Genomic DNA, 19,991 nt, shown 5'->3' on the forward strand with positions numbered 1-19,991 from the left:
TTTTTTAGAATGGCAGCCATACGCAACAAAGGTAAGGGTGTACTTACGTAAAAACGCTGTAAATACATCCCTGTACGCCTAATTTTTCTTCCATGAAAAATAGGTTTTACTCCGGAGCATCCCAAGCTTCATACCAAGCACTAAAAACTATGTTTAGAACCCGGCTCTAAACAACTTTGCTAAGTACTCCAGCTCTTCTTTATTCTCAATAGGAGCTAGAGCTTCCAGCCAGATTGACTCGCTGTAATGCTCCGCCTTGAGCATTAACTTGCAGCCTTCGAAGTCAATCAGCCATGAGTGGATATCTGCGTCAGTCTGCTTTTCTACAATAGTGGCAGAAAGTGTGGAAACCAGTTTTTCTCCCAGAGCAGGATAAGAGTCAAAATCAAATGAAGGCGAAGAGAGGATTAATTTGCCCTCTTCTTGTATATATTCCACCAGCCCAAAATCAGCCATTAGTGATGTGCTCCTGTATCAGGTCTAAGAAAGGATCGGCGTATCTGTCTAGCTTAACCTGTCCTACACCATTTACCGCAAGCATTTCACCGTAGGAGGTTGGTAATATCTCAGCCATATCAATTAGAGTTGCATCACTGAAAACAACGTATGGTGGTATGTCATTATCATCTGCAATCGACTTTCTTAGCTTACGCAATTTAGCAAATAACGGTTTATCGTAATTCTTGCTTGTTAGTTTTTCTGACTTGGCAGAACGAGCAGCGGTGTCCAAGCGAGGAACGGCTAGTTCTAAGGTACGCTCTCCACGAAGCAGTGGCCGCGCTTCTTCCGTTAACTGTAGTGTTGAGCTACGAGTGATGTTCTGGAACAGCAGCCCTTTGTGGATAAGCTGACGCATGATACTGATCCAGTAGTCATGACTGTGTTCTCTGCCAATCCCATAAGTAGAAAGCTTATCGTGGCCATTTTCTCTTACACGAATATTCTGCATGCCGCGAAGTACTTCAACCACGTAGCCCATGCCAAAGCCCTGATTTACCCGGTATACACAAGAAAGCGCCTTTTGAGCTGCTTCCGTCGCATCAAAGTGTTTTGGCGGGTCCAGGCAAATATCGCAGTTCCCGCATGGCTCATGGCGATACTCACCAAAATAATTAAGCAGAACTTGTCTGCGGCAGGTTTGGGCCTCAGCAAATGCGCTCATGGCATTGAGCTTATGGCTTTCAACTTGCTTTTGCGGCCCATCTTCCTTCTCGTCGAGCATTCTACGCAACCAGCCAATATCGGCCGGATCGTAAAGCATCATCGCTTCAGCCGGTAATCCATCCCTCCCCGCTCGACCAGTTTCCTGATAGTAAGATTCGATATTTCTTGGGATATCAAAATGAACAACAAACCGAACGTTTGGCTTGTTAATACCCATACCAAAAGCGACTGTTGCAACAACTATCTGGATATCATCGCGCTGGAAGGCTTCCTGAACATAGGCGCGTTCGTCAGCATCCATACCTGCATGATAGCCAGCAGCACGGATATGGTTGTTGCAAAGCTTTTCCGTCAGCATTTCAACTTTCTTTCTGCTACCACAGTAGATAATGCCGCACTGCCCGCGTTGATCTGCAAGGAAACGAATCACCTGAGATACTGGCTTATGCTTTTCTATCAGGTTGTATCGGATATTTGGCCTGTCAAAGCTACCAAGGTAGATATGCGGATCATTGAGTTGGAGGCGCGATACGATATCCTTACGGGTTGCATCATCAGCAGTTGCTGTCAGCGCCATTACAGGCACATAAGGGAATTGAGCCTTCAACTGACCTAGTGCAGCATACTCAGGGCGAAAGTCATGCCCCCACTGAGAGATACAATGCGCTTCATCTACCGCTATCATAGAAAGGTTCAGATAACTGAGGCGCTCAAGAAAGTCGTTAGTAAGTACCCGCTCAGGTGAAACATAGATAAGCTTTAGCTTTCCCTGATTCATTCGGTTATAAACCGCTATTAACTCTTCTCTTGGCATAGATGAGTTAACACATTCAGCAGCAACACCGTTCGCTTTAAGTTGATCAACTTGATCTTTCATCAAGGAGATCAAAGGAGAGATCACCAAAGTGATCCCTTCATGGATCAATGCAGGAATCTGATAACAAAGAGATTTACCACGACCTGTGGGCATTATGACCAGGCTATCCTGACCATCTAAAGCAGACTCAATGACCTCTTCCTGCCCTTCCCTAAAGTCTTGATAACCGAATACATCCTCCAGAACACCTTTTGCGTTCAGTAGTGATGAATCCGAGTTTTCAGCCAGAAGAGTTGATGTCATTTTGTTTCCGGAAAGTTGAGAATAGCCGTAAGTTGGCTCGCCATTGTAGTGGTCTTTAAATTCGAATTAAACCGTAATTTGTTCGCAGGATAACTGAATAACTCTTATACTGGACAACTTCACAATAAAATCATACCAATAGCCATAAACCATAATGACCACAGAACAACAACAGCGAGCACGTCAGGGCGTATTTTTTGCGCTTGGTGCGTACACCATGTGGGGAATTGCCCCAATCTACTTTAAGGCTTTAACAGAAGTTCCCGCTCTGGAGATATTATCTCACCGAATTATCTGGTCTTTCTTTGTTCTTGCCGGATTAATCCAGGTCAGTCGCCAATGGAATACCGTCATCGATGTATTAAAGGATAAAAAGAAGCTTCTTATACTCACTGCCACGGCTTTATTGGTAGGAGGTAACTGGCTCCTATTTATCTGGTCGGTTAACTCAGATCATATGCTGGATGCCAGTCTGGGTTACTACATAAACCCGCTGTTTAATGTATTGCTGGGAATGATCTTTCTAGGTGAAAGGCTTAGAAAACTGCAATGGGTTGCCGTGACGCTGGCGTTTATAGGTGTAATGATCCAGGTGATCGCCTTTGGATCGGTTCCATATGTTGCATTAGCGCTCGCGACATCATTTGGGTTATACGGGTTATTACGAAAAAAAGTGAACCTGAATGCTCAGGTAGGGCTTTTTATTGAAACCATGGTATTGATACCCGGCGCGGCTATATACTTGTTCGCTATAGCGAACACCGCCACTTCAGATCTGTTTAACAACTCAACCACTCTTAATGTTCTTTTGCTTAGTGCGGGTATTGTTACTACAGCTCCATTGCTCTGTTTTAATGCAGCAGCGACAAGGCTTATGCTCTCCACCTTGGGATTTTTCCAGTACATTGGTCCAAGTTTGATGTTTATCCTTGCCGTTACGATTTACGGAGAACCCTTCAATCACGATAAAGCCATCACATTTGCCTTTATTTGGGCGGCTTTGCTTCTGTTTAGTTTCGATGGAATTAAGGTAAGCGCCCGAAAACGTAAAGCAGCTATAGCTCAGTAATCTATTTTCCTTCCAGGCCCGGTATTACCGGGCTAAACCACTGAAACGGAATGTTAAATTTATAACACTTACAAATATTACCACCCCTTCCATAGCCCTACTTTTACATAAATACTCAGCAAAACGTTCATAAATCCACCACAATGCATAGTTATGCACTGCCACTTGTTAATAAATTATTACACTTCGTTACGATATCTACTCTTTTGTTTGTGCGAGATCTCTTACAGAGACGTAAGCAATAGTATCTTTAACCCATAAGCCATATTTACGAACCATCAATAACCCATTGTTTTAATTCACCTTAATCATTATTGCTCTATTCTCACTCAGTTGTAGTCCATTTCACCTCCTTGCTGAATTACCTATAAAGAGTAATATTTAACTTGTCGGCAGGGAGCTGATAAGGAATGGAAAGCACCACGGATTGGTAATCTTCAGGAAGAAGATTCGGTTATTCAGGATGAGTAATCGGCAAAGGAAAGCGAAACGGACATTGAATGGAATCGATAGTAACTAGGATGGTTGCTAGCAAGGATATGCAATGGACACCTCTGGATGAGGCAAGGACTTAACATCAGGAAGATGTAAGGGACACCGCTCAGGGAACAAGTGATGCGCGCTAACGAGGATTGTTAGCTGATCAGGATAAGATCAAGGACACCGCTAGGAAGGCGACGAAAGGATTAAGCTGAAGGAAACAGCACACTATCATGGATTAGATGCATGGAGCACTTTTAGTAGCCGGATTGCTGCGAGTAAGACTATGGCCCCGATACGCAAGTATCGGGGCTTTTCTTATATGTGCCTTAAAAAGAAACTGAGACCTACATGGTCTCCAGTTTTGCATACTGAGTAACCAGCCACTTAATACCTTCACCATTGAAAGCAACCTGAACGCGACTCTGCGGCCCGCTACCTTCGAAGTTAATAATGGTGCCTTCTCCAAACTTAGGATGTTTAACACGCTGCCCCAGATTAAACCCTGTTTCGTTGAAGCTCTGTTTCACACTGGCCTGGCTAAACCTACCTGTGGTTGCAGGTCGACTAACCTGTGCCTTCATCCTGACTTCTTCAAGGCACTCTTCCGGTAGTTCTCTGATAAACCTGGATGGCTTATGATATTTGTCCTGACCATACAGACGGCGCATTTCGGCATAGGTTATATAAAGCTTTTCCATTGCCCGGGTCATACCAACATAACAAAGACGACGTTCTTCTTCTAAACGCCCAGCTTCTTCAGCCGACATCTGACTTGGGAACATACCTTCTTCGACACCGACCATAAATACCAAAGGAAATTCCAGGCCTTTCGCACTGTGAAGCGTCATAAGCTGAACAGCATCATCGAACTCATCAGCCTGGCCTTCTCCTGCTTCCAAAGCTGCATGAGATAAGAACGCTGATAGCAGTGTCATCTCCTCAGCTTCCTCTGGCTTTTCAAACTGTCTTGTTGCGGTAACGAGTTCCTCTAAGTTCTCTATACGTGCTTTAGACTTCTCACCCTTTTCCTGTTCGTACATTGCAAACAAACCAGACGCCTTGATCACATGGTCGGTTTGTTCATGCAGCGACATCTCTGTCGTGTCATCTTCTAGAGCGTTAATCAGCTCGATAAAGCGGCTCATCGCCCCTGCAGCACGGCCAGCAAGAACCTTCTCTTCAACCAATGCAACACTCGCTTCCCACATAGTTGCGCCACGATCTCGCGCAGCAAAACGAATCGTCTCCAGCGTTTTGTCACCCAGCCCTCGGGTTGGAGTATTAACGATACGCTCAAAAGACGAGTCATCATTTCGGTTTGCCATTAATCTCAGGTAACTCAACGCATCTTTAATTTCCTGACGTTCGAAGAACCGCATACCACCATAGATTCGGTAAGGAAGGCCTGCTTGTATTAGCGCTTCTTCCAGAACACGTGACTGTGCGTTGTTTCGGTATAGCAGCGCGGTATCAGTTAAGACTCCACCTTTGTCCTGCCATTCCTTAATTTTATTTACTGCAAAGCGAGCCTCATCTAACTCGTTGTAGGCTGAATAGACTGAGATTGGTTCGCCTTCCGCGCCATCTGTCCAGAGATCTTTACCAAGACGCTCAGTGTTGTTTGAGATCAACTCGTTGGCAGCGTTCAGTATGGTTTTGGTTGAACGGTAGTTCTGTTCCAGACGAATAGTATTAACGGAAGGAAACTCTTCGGTAAATCGGTGGATATTTTCAATCTTCGCACCACGCCAGCCATAGATGGACTGATCATCATCACCAACAATCATCACTTTACATTCCGGGCCAGCCATCATTCTTAGCCATGCGTATTGAATGTTGTTAGTATCCTGAAACTCATCAACAAGGATGTGTTTAAATCGAGCCTGGTAATGTTCACGGATAAATTTATTATCCCTAAGAAGCTCATGAGCCCTTAGCAGTATCTCCGCGAAATCCACCAGCCCGGCTCTGTCGCAAGCTTCTTGATACGCTTTATAGATCTGCAGCCAGGTTTTGGTCACGGGATCATTGTAGGCATCGATATGGTTAGGCCTAAGTCCTTCGTCCTTTTTACCATTAATCCACCATGCTGCTTGTCGGGCTGGCCACTGCTTCTCATCCAGATTCTGCGCTTTAATCAGTCGTCTTAGCAGTCGTTGCTGATCTTCAGAATCAATGATTTGGAAGTCTTCTGGTAGTTTAGCGTCTAGATAATGAGCTCTTAGAATGCGGTGGCAAATTCCATGAAAAGTACCATTCCACATCCCAGATGCACTTCCCATCATTAGCTCTTCAATCCTGCCTCGCATCTCAGCAGCTGCTTTGTTGGTAAACGTAACGGACATGATTGAAAACGGGGATGCCTGTTCTATCGACATTAGCCACGCAATTCGATGAACCAAAACTCGCGTCTTACCACTACCTGCACCGGCCAATACAAGCATGTTTTCTAGAGGAGAAGCCACAGCCTCCCGCTGTTTATCGTTAAGGCCATCAAGAAGTAGAGATGCGTCCATCAGTTCACCAAACCATATCACTGTTTATTTATACATGTTCGGCCATTATACCCCAACTCACGATAAACTCACTCTCCTAAAACCAGAAACAACCAGTGGAAATAGCTCTAAAATACAATTAGTTAATAATTTTCCTCACAATTAATTCCAAAAAACATGAATTTAATTGAAAGTTTTCTCTCCTAATCGAGTCCTTATCAACAAGCCAGTTGCAGATATGCTCAACATCAATAAAACGCGACTGAGCCCATAAAACCCAAAGGAAATAACTTCGAGGAATTTAGAATGAAAAAGTCAAACATTGCTGTAACTGCTGCTGTTTCTAGCCTTCTTGCTATCGGTGCTACTGCCCTAACAACAACTCAGGCAATCGCTGCAGATAAAGAAAAGTGCTACGGCGTTGCTAAAGCGGGTAAAAACGACTGCGCAACTAAGACAAGCTCTTGCGCTGGTACTTCAAAAGAAGATTTTCAGAAGGACGCTTTCATCGTAGTTCCTAAAGGACTTTGCGATCGTCTTGCTGGTGGAAGCACCTCATCTAGCTAATCTCTTTAGTTCAAAAAGCATTTGGACACCCATGATCCAAATGCTTTTTGAGCTGTACATCAGCCCTCAAAGGAAATGCTATGCGACTAAATAAAGATATTGGCGTTGGTCTTAGAACTCCTCATATGAATCACTTTTTGGAAACCAAACCAGAGTTAAGCTGGTTAGAAGTTCACAGTGAGAACTACCTACTTCCAAACAGCATTGAGCGCAAGCAACTACAACTAATCAGAGAAGCCTACGACATTAGCTGTCATGGTGTTGCACTTTCCCTTGGATCGGCTGAAGGAATCAGTACGGAGCACCTAAAACAAATAAAAGGCTTGTTCGATGAAGTAGATCCGTATTTAGTCTCTGACCATTTAAGCTGGAGTGAAAATAAAGGCCACTACTTCAATGACCTATTGCCCTTACCGTACACCGAAGAGGCATTGGATATCTTTTCAAGAAATGTGATAGTCGCTCAAGAATACTTAAAGCGCACCATCTTGATCGAAAACCCATCGAGTTATCTAAAGTTCTCACATTCCACTATTCCAGAGTGGGAGTTTTTATCTGAAGTACAACGTCGGACTGACTGTCACCTATTACTAGACCTAAACAACGTTTACGTATCTTCCTTCAATCATGGTTTCAACTGCGATGAGTACTTAAAAGGCATCGATTCCAGGGTAGTAAAAGAGGTTCATCTGGCAGGGTTTACCGTAAAAGATCACCCTAAAGGTGAAATCTGGATCGACACACATAATCAGCCAGTTACACCTCAAGTTTGGCAACTCTATTCAGAGTGGATTCAAGTAAATGGTTCAAGGCCAACATTAATAGAGTGGGATCTTGATATTCCTAAGCCGGAAGTCCTAATGGAAGAAGCTCGAAAGGCAGATCGTATTCTGTCTGGACTAGCTATCGATCTTAAGGACGCATCATGAGTATTAACCTTGCCGAATTACAAAGCCGATTCGCTAATGAACTTCATTATGGTGAGTCCCCTTTCAATAATCCTTGTTTAATCGATTCTGATGTATTTACCCCTGATGAACGATTACAAGTTTATAGAAACAACTTCGTTATAGGCCTGTCCGAAGTTCTCGAGGCAACTTATCCAGTAACCAAAGCACTTGTTGGTGAGGAATGTTTTAGTGGTCTCGCCCGTAAACATATACTTAGCAACCCGCTACTAGAAGGTGATGTATCTGGGTATGGTGCAGGCTTTGATCGGACCATAAAACTTGTAGAATCTGTATCCACCCCCTTGCCTTATCTACCTGATATCGCTCGCCTGGAGTTTGCTTTTGACTCATCGAATAGAGAGTTATCAAAAGCATCCCCAAGACCGCTCATGCAATCATTAGATGAGCTATCTACTCTTACAAATACTCAACAAGATAGGGTTAAGCTTCACCTTAGGACTGGCGTTTCAGCCATAGACTCTAAGTTTGCGGTTCTTTCAATTTATGATGGTGTTATGTCTGGAAAGCTTGAAGGAATTGAGATCGATAAATCCGAGAGTGTTTTGGTCTTTTCTCATCGACAAAACCAACTTGAATATTGTGCTTTGTCCACAAATGCATATCGGTTAATTGGTTCAATTAACAGTGGTCAATACCTCTCTCAAATCGCACCAGAACACTTAAGCGCATTACAAGAAATCGCCAACTTTGACATTTTGGCAGGATTTACCCTTTCTGAAAGTTAACAAGGATATGTCATGAATAGCTCAACTATTAGTTCTTACTTCCATCGCTACGAGCGCGCAATATCTAGCATCCAGAAAGTTTTTGTTCCAATATTTTTACTATTCTTGCGACTCTGGGTTGCATGGGTATTCTTTAAATCAGGACTGACCAAAGTTTCATCCTGGGACAGCACCTTGTACCTTTTCGAACTCGAGTACCAGGTACCCATTATTAGCTGGGAACTAGCCGCTTATTTAGGAACGGCTGCAGAGCTGATTTTACCCATTTTTATAGCATTTGGGCTATTAACAAGACCAACGGCATTAGCCTTGTTTCTATTTAATATCGTTGCTGTTGTTTCCTATCCTGTTCTTTGGGAAAAAGGATTTTATGACCATCAACTTTGGGGATTAATGATATTAAATATCATCGTTTGGGGTGCAGGATACATTTCCCTAGACAATATAATTCAGAGAAAATTAATAACCAAATAATAAAACCGTTAACTTACTGGCAGACTATACAAATTTGGATTCAATCTGAAGCAAGTTTTATTTACTAAGAAAAGCTTTTAACTCATCTACTGATATACCATCTTTAGCAAGCTCTTCAGCCAGAACCTGAACTTGTTCACCTTTACGTGATTCAATAACTTGCTGAAATTGGTAGACAATATCTCGAAGCATATGCAGCGGAACCTGTTTCGCTGCGCTACGAATTCGCTCCTCACTTTGGTTTCCCAGCTCACTCAGTAACTTGCCAAACATTACCTTTTCAGGCGAGTCTTCTAGCTGCTCTAAAACTCGAGCCATTTCATAAGTTGTCAATGCCATTTAGCGAAATACATCCAAGGAAGATTAGTAATACAAAGAAATCTAAATATACACCTCTTTCTTAAGTCAGGAAAACAGTATTTATATTATTCACGTCAGCTTTTTTATTACTTAAGAATACTGTTTATGCCAGTTTCTTCCTTTGGAACTAAATAGCATCAATAAAGCCGGAGCAATAACTATCATGTGTAGTGCGATATTTTGCTGCGGTTCTACCCCCAATCTTTGGCTTGTTCCTACAAATAAACCAGCACCACTCATTTGAATCAACCCAAGTAGTGCTGCCGCAGTTCCCGCTTTGTTACCAAACGGTGCAAGAGCTTTTCCTGCTGCGGATCCCAGTATCATCGCAAAACCAATAGAAGAGAGAAATACAGGCCCCATAAACGCCAAAGGCTGTTCAAAGCCAACCGCAGCTAACATCAATAAACCCGCAACTGCAATCAGAGATATTCCTGAGATCAAGCTAAAGTGGCTACCCTTTTTCTGCATTATTTTTGGAGCAGTAAAAGCAGCTATAATGTTGATAAGTGCATTTGCGCCAAACCAATACGTAAACTCGTTCATACTCAATCCGAACTTTTCCATCAGCACGATCGGAGCTGCGCTTACATATGCCAAAATAACAGCCATCGCTAACATGCATAGAGACGCATGAAATAGAAAAGTACCCGAAGACAAAATACTTCTATATCGATCCAGGCTAAAGATTGGTCCACTAGATACACTCTTATTAGTTTCTTTCATTTGCGTGATTACGATAAAACCAACAACTAACGCAAATAGAGCCATAAAGGTGAAATTGCTTCTCCAACCAAAAGACTGCGTAAGGTAGCTTCCTAAGATTGGTGCCAATGCAGGGATAAAGCAAATCGCACCGTTTAAATAGCTAATCATCTGGCCACTTTTGTTTTCACCAAAAATGTCTCTAACAGTCGCAAAAGCAGCAACTGATGTAGCACACGCTCCAAGTCCTTGAAGCAACCTTGCAAATAGAAGCCATTCGATACTTGCTGACGTGGCTGCCAGGTAAGAACTGGTTCCATATAGGATAATACCGCTAACCGCTACCGCTTTTCGTCCATATCGATCAGCTAAAGGCCCCGCAAAAAGCTGTCCTAGGCCCATTGAAAATAGAAACCAGGAAATTGTATCTTGTGCTAAAGCGTGTTCCACGTGAAACGAGTTCGCAATAATCGGTATTGCCGGCAAATAAATATCTATCGCAAGTGGACTAAAGAGGACCAAAAGTACCGTCATAGATATTTGTAACTTAGAAGTTGATGTCATGCTGTTACTGCCATTAATTGAATACGAGACAATTTTAATACCTTCCTGATATGAACAGAAATGGCATATAATCATGAATGATATTCCAATTGAGAAATTCATATGAATCTTGAGAAATTGTCCCGAATCGATCTAAACCTACTCGTCTGCTACAAAGTTCTGGCAGAGGAACTCAGTGTGACAAGAGCGGCTTCTCGATTATGCTTAAGTCAATCTTCAGTAAGCAAGTCATTAGCAAAACTTAGGATTCAGTTTGATGATCCCTTGTTCATTAGAACATCACATGGGATTTCTCCAACACCAAAAACACTCGCGATTAAGCCAAAGCTAGATAGCCTTGTTAGTCAGTTAATAGCAATAAGCGAACCCGAAGAGTTCAAGCCTTTTACTACCCAGCTGTGTTTTAATATTGCTCTAGTCGAAAGTGTCTACCCTTTAGTTCTACCTCATTTTTTGCCCGCCATTTTTCAACAAGCGCCGCAGCTTACAATCAGCACACATAACTGGAAACAAAACACCTTTAAGGATATACAAGGCGGCCAATTAGACATGGGGATCACAGGAAAAGATATTGAATTTCAAGATGCTCTTTTAACCATGCTTCCCCCAGATGATATTTGTGAACAAGAAATATATCGCGACAATCAAAAATGTGTGGTACGCAGGGATCATCCTTGCATGGAAAAACCCTGGAACCTCGATGCTTATCTTAGTTTGCGCCATCTACAAGTGCGTTGTGATGGCAATGATCGTTGGCTTTTGGATTATAAACTTGCAGAGAAAGGATTAAACCGGGATATAGCAATTACTGTCCCTGACTTTAATAGTGCAGCTAATCTGTGTTCTTATACTGACTTTGTTTTTACCGCACCGAGTCATTTTACTAACTTGATGGCGGAACAATATGAACTCGCTATTCTTCCCTTACCACTTGAGTTTCCCCCTATGGCATATACTCTTTTTTGGCACAAGGATAGAGAGCGAGACCCTGCCTTGACCTGGTTAAGACAAATTATTAAGGAAAAGACACACCACCTAAATTCGTAGTATTCTTATTTCAATAGTCACTGCTAACGTAAGACTAATAACTATTAAAAGGAACATCATGACCAACAAGATAACCGAGCGCGTCGAGCGACTCAGAACCTGGTTAGAAGAAAGTAACCTGGATGCCATTATCATCCCTCATGAAGATGAGTTTCTCGGAGAATATATCCCCGAGCACAACGAACGTTTGTTATGGGCAACGGGCTTTACTGGTTCAGCCGGAGCAGCAGTCATCAGCAAAGAAAAATCAGCCATCTTTGTTGACGGTCGCTATACGGTTCAAGTAACTAAACAAGTACCAGGTGATGTGTTTGAATACCAGCATCTAATTGAGAATCCACCACTAGAATGGATTGTTAATAATCTTCCTAAAGGCTCGAGAGTCGGAATCGACGCCAATATGCATTCGTCAAAATGGCTAAAAGGTGCCAAAGAGACACTGGCACTTCACGCTGAAATCGTTATCTGCCAAGCAAACCCTGTTGATTCAGTTTGGGATGATCGCCCAGAACCTAAACTAAGCAAAGTGAGCCTGATGTGTGTTGAGCGTAGCGGTCAATCTAGCCAAGAGAAGCGCCTGCTAATTGGTGAAGAGATCACTAAACAGCGTGCAGATGCAGCGCTACTTACTCAACTTGATAGTATATGTTGGTTGTTGAATGTGCGTGGTCTTGATGTCTCTCGCCTACCAGTTGCACTTTCTCATGCGATTATCAATGCACAAGGTGAAGTTAGCTTCTTTATCGATGTCGCTCGTCTGCCGGCAGAATTTGCAGCTCATGTTGGTCAAGGTGTGACGGTATTTCCACCTAAAGAGCTAAAAGCTCAACTAGCCTCGTTAAATCGCAAGAAGGTTATCGTTGATCCAGCAACAAGCAATGCGTGGTTCACTCTTCAGTTACAAAACAGTGGAGCAGAGATTATTGAAGCCGCCGATCCATGTCTTCTTCCAAAGGCAGCCAAGAATGCTACCGAAGTCAAAGGCATGACCGATTGTCACGTACGTGATGGCGCAGCGATGGTTAACTTTCTAACCTGGTTAGATAGCGAGGTTGCTTCGGGTAATTTGCATGACGAAGCGTTACTTTCCGATAAACTGGAAATCTTCCGTCGTGAAGATGAAACCCTTATTGACCTCAGCTTCGATACTATCTCAGCAGCAGGTGGTAACGCAGCAATGTGTCACTACAATCACAACAACCAACCTGAACCAGGCAAGCTTGAGCTAAACACGCTTTATCTGGTCGATTCAGGCGGCCAGTACCTAGACGGTACCACGGATATCACTCGCACGATTGCTATCGGTAACCCGACCGAAGAGATGAAACAACAATTCACTCTTGTACTGAAGGGCCATATTGCTTTGTCAAAAGCTCGCTTCCCGAAAGGCACGACTGGCCATCAGTTAGATGTTCTTGCACGCGCACCACTTTGGTCACAAGGTTACAACTATGACCATGGTACAGGTCATGGTGTGGGTCACTTTCTAAGTGTTCACGAAGGTCCTCAAAGAATAGCTCCCGCTGTTAACACAGTTGCTTTAGAAGAAGGTATGGTGCTATCTAACGAGCCTGGTTATTACCGAGCAGACGAGTTTGGTATCAGAATCGAGAACCTTGAGTTGGTTAAAGAGTATGCAACCAATGGTGATATGTCTGTACTTGGTTTCGAATCATTGACTCGTTGCCCTATCGACAAGCGCTGTATCAGCGTCGACATGCTTAATCGCCCAGAACTTGAGTGGCTAAATGAGTACCATCAAAAAGTTTGGGCAGAAGTAAGCCCGCTGGTTGCAGGTGATGCACTTCAGTGGTTAGAGCAAGCAACCGCTCCACTAACCTACTAAGACGCATAGACTAGCGTTTACTAAGCGAGCAAATTACAAATATGTGAAAGCCACTCCTCGAGTGGCTGTCTTTTATGTTTCACGTGAAACACAATAGAGTTACCTTTCAACATTTAAAACTATTGAACGAAACCGCCGGAATACGCCGGGTGCCAATCACGCCAAACCACTTCAAGCCCTTTTGATTTTACTGCTTTAGCAACTGCGTCTGCCGATCGCTCATCGCTAATGGCAAATTGTTCCAGCTCCACTTGCTTGTCATCAGCATATCCCCCAGGCTGAGTTTTAGATGCTGCCGAAATCGTGGTAATACCCAGAGGCATAACATTATCACGGAAGGATTTAGACTCTCTGGTAGAAAGTGATAGCTCAACCTCGCCATTCAACAAACGATAGGCGCAGATAAGCTGAACCAGTTGCTTATCCGACATCACCGATTTTGGTTCAATGCTACCTTCGCAAGGACGGATGCGAGGAAAGGAAATTGAGTAACGAGTTTTCCAGTAAGTACGTTCTAGGTAATCCAGGTGAGCAGCAACATAGAAGCTATCGGTACGCCAATCTTCTAGCCCAATCAGAGCACCGACCCCAATCTTATCAATACCCGCTTGCGCCAATCTATCAGCTGTATTGAGGCGGTATTCAAAATCCATCTTGTTACCGCGAAGATGATGCTTAGCATAAGTAGAAGGATGATAGGTCTCCTGATATACCATCACAGCATCGAGCCCTAAACTTTTCAACTCAGCATACTCATCTTGCTCTAGGGGCTGGACTTCCATGGCCAAATAGTTAAATTGCTTGCGAACTTGTGGCAGCACTTGTCTGAAGTAGTTCATGCCCACTTTGGTTTCGTGCTCTCCTGTTACCAGCAAAACGCTATCAAACCGCATCGCTTTGATTGCATTAATCTCTTGTTCTATCTCTTGCGAGTCTAAAGTCTTTCGCTTGATTCGATGTTCCATAGAAAAACCACAATAGGTACATTGATTAGAACAAAGGTTGGAGAGATAGAGTGGCACATACATAGAAACCGTATGACCAAAGCGTTTTCTAGTCGCTGCATATGATAGCTGTGCCATCTGCTCTAAGTATGATTCAGCAGCTGGAGATATCAGCGCCATAAAATCATCTAGATTACGCTTAGTTTTTGACAAGGCACGTTCAACATCGACGGAATTTTTCGAGTAGATAGCCAGCTTGATCTGATCCCAGTTGAGCTTTTCGAACTGAACACTAAAGGCCATCTTAACTCTCCAAGAATGCAGTCAATGGACTGGAAGCAATAGCCTGAGTCACTCGACCTGCAAGGCCAGCTTCATAAGCTATGCGGCCACTCTCGACAGCCATCTTGAACGCTTTCGCCATTGCAACCGGATCCGCAGCAGAGGCAATTGCGGTGTTGACCAACACAGCATCAGCACCTAACTCCATAGCAAATGCGGCATGAGATGGTGCACCGATGCCTGCATCCACGACTACAGGCACGTTCGCTTGCTCAATAATGATCTTTAAAAACTCTTCAGACACCAACCCCTGGTTAGAACCAATAGGCGCTCCAAGTGGCATTACCCCTGCACAGCCTACTTCCTCAAGGCGCTTACACAACACCGGGTCAGCATGACAATAAGGCAACACAATAAAGCCCTTTTCTACTAGCTCTTCTGCCGCTTTTAGGGTCTCAATTGGGTCAGGCATTAAGTACTTGGGGTCCGGATGGATTTCCAGTTTAAGCCAACTTGTGCCTAATGCCTCTCTTGCTAGTTCGGCAGCAAATATTGCTTCTCGTGCCGTTTTTGCACCGGAGGTGTTAGGTAGCAGTTTGATGTTGTTTTCAATTAGGGGCGATAGGATGTCATCTTGCTGGGTATCAAGGTCGACACGCTTTAGCGCCATGGTCGCAAGCTCCGAGCCAGACACAGCGAGTGAATCCGCCATCAGCGCACTGTCAGCAAACTTGCCAGTCCCCGTGAATAGACGAGAAGAAAAAGTATGGTTAGCTATGGTTAACATATCAGCCTCCTGCTATCGCTTGGAAAAGAGTAATTGAATCGCCATCATTGAGCTGGGTTGCCGCCCACTCTTGCTTAGGAATGATCGACTGGTTTATAGCTGCAGCATAGCCCATAGTATCCTCTAGCACAGATGCAATAATGGTATCTAATGTGGTGCTGGCTTCGACACTGCGTTGTTTGTCGTTAATAGTAATTTTTATCATAGGAATCTCTTAATCGTTGTTTGCACCGCACACCGGGCAAGCGTTATTTTTTTCAAACGTGAGCTGTTGCCAGTTCATCGTTAGTCCATCGAACAGGTGGAGTGTGATGGCCTGGTTTTCTATGCGTATATTGAGTAGAAACTTGATCGCAGCAAGAGCCTGGCAAGCACCTAGTGTCGCAACGACTGGTCCTACGACACCCATAGTGCTGCAACTAAGTTGTTGTGGCGGAGATTCAGGAACCAGACATTGATAACAGGCATTGCTTCCTGAATTTGGAAACAGTGCGAGCTGCCCTTTCCACCCGATGGCAGAAGCAGAAACCAAGGGTGTATAGCTCTCTACACAAGCTTGATTGACTTCAAAACGGGTAGCAAAGTTGTCACAACAATCTAGCACCAGATCTGCCATCATGACTTCGAGCTTAAGCTGATCACCTTTAAGCATCGATTTGACTGCACGCGCCTGGATCAGTGGGTTGGTCGCTTTGATGGCACCGACTAAGCTCTGTGCTTTATTGTCACCAACTTGGCTATCTTTGAAAGCAACCTGACGTTGTAGGTTACTCACTTCAATACCATCGCCATCGGCAATCGCTAAACTGCCAACACCGGCTGCTGCCAGGTACATAGCGACAGGGTTACCTAAACCGCCCGCGCCAACTATTAGCACTTTGGCTTTTCCAAGTGTTAACTGCCCACACTCGCCTACTTCAGCTAAAGCAATTTGGCGCTGATAACGAATAAATTCATGGTCACTTAACATGATATTTTTCTCCGCCTGGTTAAAGATGGTTTGGTTAAAGTCATCTATCACTTTTTTCGGATCCCGCGACAAAGTGATGGCTCGAACCACGGCCAAGCTAGTCACACCGCATGCATAAACTTGTTTTGCATTGGACATATCGATGCCACCAATTGCGACCGTTGGCGTATCACCCAGCGCTTTTTGGTAATGAGCGAGACGAACCAAACCTTGAGGCTTTGATGGCATCTGCTTGGTGGTAGTCGGGAAAATATGGCCCAATGCGATGTAGCTTGGCTTTAGTCGTCTGATACGTAGCAACTCGTAATAACCATGGGTTGAAAGACCAATACGCAGACCTGCCTGTTGGATCTGTTCAAGGTCAGCCACTGATAGATCTTCTTGCCCTAGGTGCACTCCATAAGCTTGATGTTTGATCGCAAACTGCCAGTAATCGTTTATAAACAGTTGGGCCTTGTGCTCTCGTCCCAAAAAAGCTGCTCGCTCAATTTGTTGTTCTAGGTCTGGTTGATTCGGGTTTTTGATGCGCAGTTGCAGTGTGGTAATGCCTAACTTCAATAGACGCTCGATCCACACAACACTATCTACAACTGGATACAACCCAAGCTTGTCGGGCTCAACTGGCGCAAAATCATCCTGGTTAAGCCTGTTAGTAAAGATACCCAATGGCTTATCGTTAAGTACCGGCACTGGAAAATGGTAGTCAGCATCAGGCCATGTTTCACGTGAAACACCGTCTTGCGTCATGGCTCGAGCAACCATCAAAGCGTCTTCTAAAGGGAAATCTAGAACCAAAGCAGTTAAAAGCCAGCCAAAGTGTAGCTCTGAAGATGTACTACACTGTCCGATAGAGTATTGGATTGCTCGACGTTCACCTAAGTGTTGCCAGCAGTCAAAACCATGAGCTTCACGCCCCAAACCAAGCATTACAACCTGACCTGGGTACTGGTCAATTAACCTCGTTGCCTGAGCGTTATCTTTTGTATAGATACATGCAATAGCACCACCTTCTGGACCCACTTTAACAGGATCATAGTCGTACTCTTGAGATTTATCGTCTATCTTAATTTGGAACAGATGAGTTGGGCTAATACCTAAATCGATAGCTGTGATATCAAAGTCCGCCTCAGCAGCAGTCGCTAAGTTTGAGTGTATCACCTGGGTCAGGTGTTGATATTGAGTAGGGATTAAGAGCTGATTCATTACGAGTCACTAACCTCTTCAGCAAGTTTATATAGTTGAGAGCCTTGAGCAGTAAACTCAATGGACTTTTGCTTCATGCCCTCTAATGGATCTTCGAGTAGTTTTACTTTGATGGGGTGAGACGAGTTTTGCTCAAACCCTTTAGCATAATCCCGTACCTCATGAGAGATCTTCATCGAGCAGAACTTGGGGCCGCACATCGAACAAAAGTGAGCAACCTTACCAGACTCCTGGGGAAGTGTTTCATCGTGGTAGGCGCGAGCAGTATCGGGGTCAAGCGATAGGTTAAACTGGTCTTCCCAGCGGAACTCGAAGCGTGCCTTAGACAGAGCATTGTCCCGAACCTGAGCGCTCGGGTGACCTTTGGCTAAGTCCGCTGCATGAGCAGCAAGTTTGTAGGTAATGAGCCCAACCTTAACGTCATCTTTATCTGGTAAGCCAAGATGCTCTTTTGGCGTAACATAACAAAGCATGGCACAGCCATACCAACCTATCAGTGCAGCGCCGATCCCAGAAGTGATATGGTCATAACCTGGTGCAATGTCAGTAGTCAACGGACCTAGAGTGTAGAACGGCGCTTCGTGACAATGTTTCAGTTGCTCATGCATGTTCTCTTTGATCATATGCATTGGAATGTGACCCGGACCTTCGATGATCACCTGTACGTCATACTCCCAAGCAATCTTGGTTAGCTCACCTAAGGTTCTTAGTTCGGCAAACTGGGCTTCATCATTAGCATCAGCAATTGAGCCCGGGCGTAAACCATCACCGAGAGATAGTGAAACATCATATTGAGAACAGATTTGACAGATCTCTCGGAAGTTATCATAGAGAAAGCTTTCCTGGTGATGAGCCAAGCACCATTTTGCAATAATGGAACCACCACGAGACACAATGCCAGTAACACGATTAGCAGTCATTGGCACATGGTGAAGGCGCAAGCCTGCGTGAATAGTAAAGTAATCGACACCCTGCTCTGCTTGCTCAATCAAGGTATCGCGCATCACTTCCCAGGTTAGATTCTCTGCAATACCATTCACCTTTTCTAGCGCTTGGTACATTGGAACTGTGCCTATCGGAACCGGGCTATTGCGTAAAATCCACTCACGAGTTTCGTGAATATTACGACCAGTAGACAAGTCCATCACGGTATCGCTGCCCCAGCGAGTACCCCAAACCAGTTTTTCAACCTCTTCCTCGATCGATGAAGTTACCGATGAGTTACCGATATTAGCGTTTACTTTTACTAGGAAATTTCTACCAATGATCATTGGTTCTGCTTCAGGGTGATTGACGTTGAGCGGGATAATCGCACGCCCTTCCGCTACTTCCTGACGAACAAATTCAGCTGTTATCTCTTTAGGTAGGTTAGCACCAAAGCTTTGGCCAGGATGCTGACGATTAAGTTGCTCATCAGCATATTGAGTTCGGCCCATGTTCTCGCGAATAGCAATGTATTCCATCTCAGGCGTAATGATGCCTTGGCGAGCATAGTGCATTTGGGTCACACACTTGCCTTCGATCGCTCGTCGAATAGGTGGTAAATTGCCGTAACGCAGTTCGTCTAAGGTTTCATCTTCTAGACGCTGTTTGGTGTATACCGAGCTAACATCGTTAAGAAGCTCTGTATCTGCACGCTCATCAATCCATGCCTGACGTATCCTAGGCAGGCCATTGTAAATATCGATGGTGTACTCAGGTTCGGTATAAAACCCAGAAGTATCATAGACACGAATCGGTTCGTTTGGCGCGAAGATAGGGTTATCTTTGCTGCCCCCAATAAAGCTATCAGAAAGTGCGATTTCTCGCATAGACACACGAATATCAGGGCGACCACCCTCTACGTATACTTTGGTAGATTTAGGATAAGGTTGCACCGATAGCGTATCGATGAAGTTTTTCGCATCCAGTCTTGATTGTTTGCGATTCGTCATAGCATTTTCCTTTGTATGAATAAAAAATGCTTGGCGGATTGGTGCTACAAGAGGAAAGGCAGCACGCACAAATGTAAGTGCCCACTAACCATGTAAGATAAGTGTGTGAACGGACAATACAACTATCTTCTCTTGTTCCCTTCGCAGGTATTAGCCTGATCAGGTTCAACGGATCCCGCAATGCGGTCTCAGCTATGCTCTATAAAGAACTAAGCACTCCGACAAGTTAGAATAGAAGTATAAAACCGTTAAGGATGAACAACAAGTCCATAACAATATAA

At 44.2% G+C, this 19,991-nt stretch carries 17 protein-coding genes, 1 pseudogene and 1 riboswitch; of the genes and pseudogenes, 7 read left to right on the top strand and 11 right to left on the bottom strand.

Translation table 11 applies throughout. The features are described from left to right. Positions 1-153 precede the first annotated feature (153 nt). Complete coding sequence (locus P7F88_RS11560; RefSeq protein ID WP_277824884.1) at positions 154-456, bottom strand: DUF3630 family protein; 303 nt, start codon at positions 454-456, stop codon at positions 154-156. Beyond that, complete coding sequence (gene recQ, locus P7F88_RS11565) at positions 449-2,284, bottom strand: ATP-dependent DNA helicase RecQ (protein WP_277824886.1); 1,836 nt, start codon at positions 2,282-2,284, stop codon at positions 449-451. Before recQ ends, P7F88_RS11560 begins: the two co-directional genes overlap by 8 nt. A 154-nt stretch (positions 2,285-2,438) precedes the next feature. Here recQ and rarD point away from each other — a divergent pair, with 154 nt between their 5' ends. Further along, positions 2,439-3,353 (top strand): EamA family transporter RarD, encoded by a 915-nt coding sequence (gene rarD / locus P7F88_RS11570; protein ID WP_277824888.1) that lies wholly within the window; start codon positions 2,439-2,441, stop codon positions 3,351-3,353. An 827-nt stretch (positions 3,354-4,180) separates the two neighbouring features. Here rarD and uvrD read toward each other — a convergent pair. After that, positions 4,181-6,355: a DNA helicase II gene (gene uvrD / locus P7F88_RS11575; protein ID WP_277825761.1), complete on the bottom strand. Its 2,175-nt coding sequence runs from the start codon at positions 6,353-6,355 to the stop codon at positions 4,181-4,183. A gap of 282 nt (positions 6,356-6,637) precedes the next feature. On the opposite strand from uvrD, the gene P7F88_RS11580 reads away from it, so the two are divergent. The 4 genes from P7F88_RS11580 to P7F88_RS11595 all read left to right on the top strand — a co-directional run bounded on the left by P7F88_RS11580 (position 6,638) and on the right by P7F88_RS11595 (position 9,068). Next, entirely contained in the window at positions 6,638-6,898 is a 261-nt protein-coding gene (locus tag P7F88_RS11580) for a BufA1 family periplasmic bufferin-type metallophore (protein ID WP_277824890.1), read from the top strand. Positions 6,899-6,978: 80 nt separating this feature from the next. Further along, positions 6,979-7,827 (top strand): MNIO family bufferin maturase, encoded by an 849-nt coding sequence (gene bufB, locus P7F88_RS11585; protein ID WP_277824892.1) that lies wholly within the window; start codon positions 6,979-6,981, stop codon positions 7,825-7,827. Beyond that, complete coding sequence (locus tag P7F88_RS11590; RefSeq protein ID WP_277824894.1) at positions 7,824-8,594, top strand: HvfC/BufC N-terminal domain-containing protein; 771 nt, start codon at positions 7,824-7,826, stop codon at positions 8,592-8,594. Before bufB ends, P7F88_RS11590 begins: the two co-directional genes overlap by 4 nt. A 12-nt stretch (positions 8,595-8,606) precedes the next feature. After that, entirely contained in the window at positions 8,607-9,068 is a 462-nt protein-coding gene (locus P7F88_RS11595; protein WP_277824896.1) for a DoxX family protein, read from the top strand. 57 nt (positions 9,069-9,125) lie between these two features. Here P7F88_RS11595 and tsrA read toward each other — a convergent pair whose 3' ends face one another. Together tsrA and P7F88_RS11605 are read right to left on the bottom strand one after the other, a co-directional pair. Further along, a complete protein-coding gene (gene tsrA / locus P7F88_RS11600) occupies positions 9,126-9,407 on the bottom strand; it encodes an H-NS-like global regulator TsrA (RefSeq protein WP_277824898.1) in 282 nt (93 codons plus the stop codon). Between the two features lie 111 nt (positions 9,408-9,518). Further along, positions 9,519-10,697 (bottom strand): multidrug effflux MFS transporter, encoded by a 1,179-nt coding sequence (locus tag P7F88_RS11605; RefSeq protein WP_277825763.1) that lies wholly within the window; start codon positions 10,695-10,697, stop codon positions 9,519-9,521. 102 nt (positions 10,698-10,799) lie between these two features. Between P7F88_RS11605 and P7F88_RS11610 the strand changes: the two genes are divergently transcribed. Both P7F88_RS11610 and P7F88_RS11615 read left to right on the top strand, forming a co-directional pair. Further along, a complete protein-coding gene (locus P7F88_RS11610; RefSeq protein ID WP_277824900.1) occupies positions 10,800-11,744 on the top strand; it encodes a LysR family transcriptional regulator in 945 nt (314 codons plus the stop codon). A 58-nt stretch (positions 11,745-11,802) separates the two neighbouring features. Next, entirely contained in the window at positions 11,803-13,590 is a 1,788-nt protein-coding gene (locus P7F88_RS11615) for an aminopeptidase P family protein (RefSeq protein ID WP_277824902.1), read from the top strand. 119 nt (positions 13,591-13,709) lie between these two features. On the opposite strand, the gene thiH is transcribed toward P7F88_RS11615, so the two are convergent. The 6 genes and pseudogenes from thiH to thiC all read right to left on the bottom strand — a co-directional run bounded on the left by thiH (position 13,710) and on the right by thiC (position 19,710). Continuing rightward, on the bottom strand, positions 13,710-14,837 hold the full coding sequence (gene thiH / locus P7F88_RS11620; protein ID WP_277824905.1) for a 2-iminoacetate synthase ThiH: 1,128 nt from the start codon (positions 14,835-14,837) through the stop codon (positions 13,710-13,712). A 1-nt stretch (position 14,838) separates the two neighbouring features. Beyond that, complete coding sequence (locus tag P7F88_RS11625; RefSeq protein ID WP_277824906.1) at positions 14,839-15,603, bottom strand: thiazole synthase; 765 nt, start codon at positions 15,601-15,603, stop codon at positions 14,839-14,841. Between the two features lies 1 nt (position 15,604). After that, a complete protein-coding gene (gene thiS, locus P7F88_RS11630; protein ID WP_277824908.1) occupies positions 15,605-15,808 on the bottom strand; it encodes a sulfur carrier protein ThiS in 204 nt (67 codons plus the stop codon). Positions 15,809-15,817: 9 nt separating this feature from the next. Further along, on the bottom strand, positions 15,818-16,573 hold the full coding sequence (locus P7F88_RS25670; protein ID WP_338405566.1) for a HesA/MoeB/ThiF family protein: 756 nt from the start codon (positions 16,571-16,573) through the stop codon (positions 15,818-15,820). 48 nt (positions 16,574-16,621) lie between these two features. After that, positions 16,622-17,776, bottom strand: a pseudogene (thiE, locus tag P7F88_RS25675) (thiamine phosphate synthase); the annotation flags it as partial. Further along, positions 17,776-19,710 (bottom strand): phosphomethylpyrimidine synthase ThiC, encoded by a 1,935-nt coding sequence (gene thiC / locus P7F88_RS11640; RefSeq protein WP_277824911.1) that lies wholly within the window; start codon positions 19,708-19,710, stop codon positions 17,776-17,778. The gene thiC and the pseudogene thiE, both read right to left, overlap by 1 nt. Positions 19,711-19,829: 119 nt before the next feature. Beyond that, a riboswitch (TPP riboswitch) is annotated at positions 19,830-19,941 on the bottom strand. Positions 19,942-19,991 lie beyond the last annotated feature (50 nt).

It is taken from the genome of Vibrio hannami, from assembly GCF_029589055.1.
GTDB classification, from domain to species: Bacteria; Pseudomonadota; Gammaproteobacteria; order Enterobacterales; family Vibrionaceae; genus Vibrio; species Vibrio hannami.